Annotated in this window: 2 protein-coding genes, 2 tRNA genes and 2 pseudogenes; 5 read left to right on the forward strand and 1 reads right to left on the reverse strand. The window is 54.8% G+C overall.

Annotated elements, in window-relative coordinates; genetic code table 11:
* Positions 1-573: 573 nt before the first annotated feature.
* From ACR0NO_RS22020 to ACR0NO_RS22030, 3 genes are all read left to right on the forward strand, one after another.
* Positions 574-2046, forward strand: coding sequence for a flavin-containing monooxygenase (locus tag ACR0NO_RS22020; RefSeq protein WP_480701333.1), 1473 nt, complete (start codon positions 574-576; stop codon positions 2044-2046).
* A gap of 1 nt (position 2047) precedes the next feature.
* Positions 2048-3031, forward strand: a complete 984-nt coding sequence (locus ACR0NO_RS22025; protein WP_480725696.1) for an alpha/beta fold hydrolase — start codon at positions 2048-2050, stop codon at positions 3029-3031.
* A 73-nt stretch (positions 3032-3104) separates the two neighbouring features.
* Positions 3105-3181, forward strand: a tRNA-Met gene (locus tag ACR0NO_RS22030).
* 998 nt (positions 3182-4179) lie between these two features.
* On the opposite strand, the pseudogene ACR0NO_RS22035 reads toward ACR0NO_RS22030, so the two are convergent.
* Positions 4180-4434 (reverse strand): annotated as a pseudogene (locus ACR0NO_RS22035) (integrase core domain-containing protein); the annotation flags it as partial.
* A gap of 239 nt (positions 4435-4673) precedes the next feature.
* On the opposite strand from ACR0NO_RS22035, the gene ACR0NO_RS22040 reads away from it, so the two are divergent.
* Both ACR0NO_RS22040 and ACR0NO_RS22045 read left to right on the forward strand, forming a co-directional pair.
* Positions 4674-4748: transfer RNA gene (locus tag ACR0NO_RS22040), tRNA-Gln, on the forward strand.
* 157 nt (positions 4749-4905) lie between these two features.
* Positions 4906-5634: pseudogene (locus ACR0NO_RS22045) on the forward strand (hypothetical protein); the annotation flags it as partial.

Here is a 5634-nt window from a genome sequence, read left to right on the forward strand (position 1 = left end):
CACCCTTACTAATCAGCGCAATCGGAACGCTGTTATTCTCATAAAAACCGCTATCCGCGGTCTTAATGTCCAAATCCGTAAACGGTTCTTTAATCGACATCAATTTCCTCCGTGTTGTCGATTTGATAGGGTGGAAGGCCGTTCTGTTTGCTGGCTCTTCTCTTATGTTTTTGCGGTGATCGCACCGGTCGTTCAGGCGCGCGGCTTTAAATCCTGACCCACTCAGGTTCTGTCGCGCCTTGAATTTTTCCTTGTGATTTCGATGTTAAACGGACACCGAAAAGGCGTCTTTGGTTATGTGGGTTGGTTGGGAAGGCTAGACACTCTTTGCGTGTGTGGTGCTCCGGATTCCGACCTTTTCGGTCGCAATGACGACGGATTCTGCGAGCCTTATTGCCAAAAAGGGGGCGTTTTGACTGATCGAATTCGTCGAAAACGACATAGTGGCACGTCACACTCAGCGTATGCGAGTGCTAGTTTGGCGGCATTACCCAACGGGACGCTGTTCAGGGCGCCGCCTGCGCTTATAGTCTTTGCCAATACACTCTGGTCGTCTTGAAGAGGAGTGAGGGCGTGGATCACAATGTCGATATGCTGATCATCGGGGCCGGGTTTTCCGGGCTGACCATGGCGCTTGAGGCGCGCAAACGTGGCCTCCGCAACATCGCTATTCTGGAAAAGGCTGGTGATATCGGCGGGACATGGCGCGAGAATACCTATCCCGGTGTTGCCTGTGATATCCCCTCGCACCTTTATTCGATGGCCACACACATAAACCCGAACTGGAGCCGCGCCTATGCGGAAGGAGCCGAGATTCAGGCGTATCTACAGGATGTTGCGCGCAAGGAAGGCCTTTACGACCTCTGTCATTTTCAGCAGGAGTTGAAGTCGGCCAAATGGGATGGCACGCGCTGGCAAGTCGAGACGGAGTCGGGGCAGAGCTGGTCGGCGCGGTTTCTGGTCTCGGCCATCGGTGCGTTGCATCATCCCAGTATTCCGGACATTGCAGGGGCCGACAGTTTTCCGGGCCCGACGTTTCATTCTGCGCAATGGGATCACAACGTCTCGGTCGCGGGTAGGCGCGTGGCAGTGGTCGGAACGGGTGCCTCGGCGGTGCAATTCGTACCAGAGATCGCCAAAACGGCCCGCCATGTCACGATTTTCCAACGCAGCGCGCCTTATGTTCTGCCGCGTCCTGACGGCCCGATAGCGCCTTGGGTTCGCAGGCTTTACGCGCGGATTCCGTTGTTGCCGCGACTGCGGCGCAAGCTGATCTTCGCGGTTTTTGAATACCGCCATCGAGTGTTCCGCGGCGATCCGAAAATGGTGCAATATGCCATGAAGTTGTGGCGAAAAGAGCTTGAACGCGCGATCTCAGACCCTGCCGAAATCGAGAAGCTGACGCCAGATTACCGGATTGGCTGCAAGCGGATCCTCAGTTCGAACGATTGGTATCCGGCGCTTGCGCGCGACAATGTCGACCTCATATCGCAAGCAGTCCGTTCGATTGAAAGAGACAGGATCATCGCAGCCGACGGCAGCGAAACGCATGCTGACATCCTGATCTGGGGCACCGGATTTCATGTCACTGATATGGTCGAACGACTCGATATCACCGGGACAGATGGGCAGACATTGCGCAATGCATGGGCAGAGGGGATGCAAGCCAATCTGGGCACTGCGATCGCAGGATTTCCGAATTTCTTCATATTGCTCGGGCCGCATACGGGCCTCGGCCACAACTCGGTCGTGCTGATGATTGAGGCTCAGGTCGGCCATATCGGCCGCGTTCTGGACGGGATGCAAAGCCAAGGGCTGGAGGTGGTTGTTCCAGACCCCGCACGGCAAGCCGCGTTCACCAAGGAAATGCAGGACCGTCACACTGACAGTGTCTGGCAGGTCGGAGGGTGCTCGTCTTGGTATCAAGACGCCGAGGGGCGCAACACGACTCTGTGGCCCGGAACAGTTGCAGAATTTCAAAAACGCATGGCACAATCCGGGTTAGAGCAATACGTTTCGGTTCCAGCCGCAGGCAGCGAGGTTTGATATGACGACGCTTCTTATTCTATTGGCCGTCTTCGCGGTGTTTCTGCTGGCAATGAACCTATGGACCCGTAGTCTGATGCGGGAAGGGCTGAAAACCGTTCCACAGATGGGGCAAATCCTTCCGGTGCGCGGTGGGCGCATTCACTACGTTGAAAAAGGCGACGCGAACGCGCAAACCATCGTGATGATCCACGGGCTCGCGGGGCAATTGCAGCACTATACCTACGCACTGGCCGACAAACTGGCTGAGGAGTACCACGTCATCGCGCTTGATCGGCCGGGATGCGGGTATTCCACTCGCGACGGTGCCGATCTGGCCCTTTTGCCAGAACAGGCGCGAATGATTGCCGAGTTTCTTGGGGCGAAAGAGGTCTCCGGCGCGATTCTGGTTGGGCATTCGCTGGGCGGAGCGGTTTCGCTCGCGATAGCGCTCGACTTTCCCCAAAGGGTAGGCGGGCTGGCGCTGCTTGCCCCGTTGACACAGAAACTGCCGGGAACGCCAGCGGTTTTCAAACCGTTGGAGATTCGCACACAATGGTTGCGACGCTTGATTGGCAACACGCTGGCCGTTCCCATCGCAGCAAAAACCGCGCCGCATACACTGGGCGCAGTGTTCGACCCGGAAACGCCGCCTTCGGATTTTCTGGATCGCGCGGGCGGCGCCCTTGGCCTGCGCCCCTCGGCCTTTGTCACGGCGTCCGAGGATGTGATCGGCGTTGATCTCAGCATTTCCGAGCAAGTGGCCCGCTATGATGCGCTTCGGACGCCGGGTGCCATCCTCTACGGCACCGAGGATGCAATCCTGTCCGCCCTTCACCATGGCCCGCCGATGGAGCGCTTTGGGCTGGGATATGAGGTGATTGAAGGGGCAGGGCACATGATCCTGATCACCGAGCCCGACCGCTGCGCCGCTTTCATCGCAGGTGTTGCCTCTCGGATTGCGGCGAGTGCCGCTCTTCCGCAGAAGGGACAGCCGACGATCTGAAAGAATCCGCAAGTTGGCGGTGTTTTCCCTCTTGACCCTCCCTGACCGCTCCCTTAAATCGCCTCTCACTCATGGCGGAGTAGCTCAGTTGGTTAGAGCAGCGGAATCATAATCCGCGTGTCGGGGGTTCAAGTCCCTCCTCCGCTACCAAATACCTCTCTCAATGCATTGTTTGTACTCAGGTATTTTGGGAGTTCCCTTAACCTTGCCATATTTTGCGCACACAGCGCTCTAAGTTGAACGTCGGAGCGTTTGCAACTTAATCGATTGTCTTTCTTCATCCAAAGCTGCCCAACTTCGACGAATGTTTGTATCTTTTCGAGTAGGTTGCCTCGAATGCGCTTCCAGTAAAGTGCCACAATACTGATCTTAGGTATTCTCTGCAGATCCCAAGGTGATTGTGGTGTCCGAACCCCGTTCGCTTAGCTGACAGGCATATTGGGGACCTCTGCGGCAATTGTGGGCTTTCCCTATTCGTAAGGCGGTGGAGCAAGTGGCCGTTGCAAACCCCTTTATTGATAGGGGCAGGCCCTTGCTGAACGGGCCGGTAATTCCGCGTACTACTCGGCCTCTTGAACGCAGATTTCGCGCTGCATAAGGTGCTACATGGGGTCTTCGTTAAAGTGCGAATGTGTATTTAGATTCCACTTTTTCGCCCACAAGTCCGCAAATTCCTTCATTAGTTCCGGCCTATCTTCAAGCAAAGCCATGAGTTGACAAGCGGCCCACATCGCCGCGTAGCCGTCGGCGTCTTCGCTTTCTATTTGAAATGCGTTCATTGCAGCGGTGTAAGGGGTTGAGGGCTCGTGCATCTGCCTAAAAGTTCCTTCAAGTCAATAAAAAAGAAAACCCTGACAAGAAACCAACGGCAACCCAAACTGAAGTAGCTGAAAAGGTCAAAGCAAGGTCCAACATCCATTCACCCCCTGAATTTCATTGCGTATCTCGGCCATCAGACTTTTCAGGCAAGGATTCACACAGGAGTATGAAAGAACACGGTTGAACACGCAGAAAACAGGCCGTTAACATTCGGTTCACGAATGTAGATCCGCAACCCAGCCGGGTCTGACCTTGCATCACCCTTGAGGCGATCCAGAACGACCCAGTTGTTTAGTGAGCAGCCTAATCTGACTGGTCTAAGTTGGTTGTTAGTGGATCGTCGGCCTAAGATCCATCGGTGTGATGGTTTCGGGCGCCGGTGGGCGATAGCCCAATGCACTGTGGGGGCGTTTTGTGTTTTAGTGTCTCCTTCATTGTTTTATCGGGATTTGTTCGTCGCGCAGGCTGTAGGAGATTCCACCGTTTAGTAGCTCGTCCCTGAACCGGCCATTTAAGCTTTCGAAGTGTTCGTTCTCCCACGGGCTCCCTGTTTCAATGTATGCCGTCTGGCCGCCAACGGCGGTAAAGGTGACATTGATCGCCCGAATTCGCTCTCAAAGGGTCTAAGGCCCTGGAGATCTTCGTGCTTTGGTTTGTCTATCCCGAGACAGACGCGTGGCCATTTAGCTATCGAAAACAGGTCGAGAGAACCCCGCCGCAGACGCGGCAGCAAGCGCGACGAAAATTTTTTAGAGAGGGCCCACTTTTTTATCTGAATCCTCTTGAACCCTGCCAGCAACAATCGTAGACAGCCGCTCACCGATGGGGTGTAGCCAAGTGGTAAGGCAGCGGTTTTTGGTACCGTGTATCGTAGGTTCGAATCCTACCACCCCAGCCACCATTCTCCGAAAGATCAACAAAATAAGGGGAATTCCGCCCCTTCAAGCAGACATGTATCTCATGCCTCCGAAGGTGGGATACAATGCGGGATACACGATCGCCACTCCAAGATCGGATTTTGACCCAAGCGACGCGCTCGCGTCGGCCCCTATCTCATACGTCGCGGTCGCACCTATTACTTCATGAAGCGTCTGCCGAAAAAAATCTTAGGCAGCGCATCAAACCGATTTCTGCGCTTTTCTCTGCAGACCGACCTACCGCTCGACGCCGTAGTGCGGGCCGGATGCCTGCTCGCGGTTTACGAGCAGAGGGAACCGGAAATCGTAAACGCAGCAATTAAAAACGAAATAACACCTGAACAGGCACTTGCCTTGCTGAGAGAGATGCTCCGCGCTGAACTCAATCGTATTTTGGTGGAACAAAATTCCGATTGCACGCTTTCGGATCAGGAAGCATACACCCGCATCGAAGCACTGGAAAACGAAAATAAAGCTCTCAAAGCAGCGATGCGGAAGCGCGACTGGTCCACCATCGAACCAGCGCTGCTTGCGGCAGGGAAACAATTTCCATCCCGGTACCAACGCCGGTTTCGACAGATATTGGACGACGGGCGGTCGCTCAACAGAGACAAATCAATGAAGTCGAAATCGATGTGCTTGATGGCGAAGATAACCGCTCCTTTGTTGGACGTGTCTGCGAAACTCGCGTCGACCAATGTGCCGGTTGGGCAGATTACGGCTGCGCGGTTTGTGGTGCAATGCGCGTTAATGGCACCTTTCATCTGGATAATGGGACTTTCGTTGCGCGTGGCGAAAGGTCAGGTGATGGTGCTGGTTTTTCGCTCATTGCTGTTGGTGTTCGCAACATTTTGCTTCATTGCCGCG

It is taken from the genome of Ruegeria sp. CL3, assembly GCF_056536505.1.

Bases quoted from the DNA above. Each gene is read 5' to 3' on its own strand.
- ACR0NO_RS22025 (WP_480725696.1), top strand. From the start codon at position 2,048: ATGACGACGCTTCTTATTCTATTGGCCGTCTTCGCGGTGTTTCTGCTG.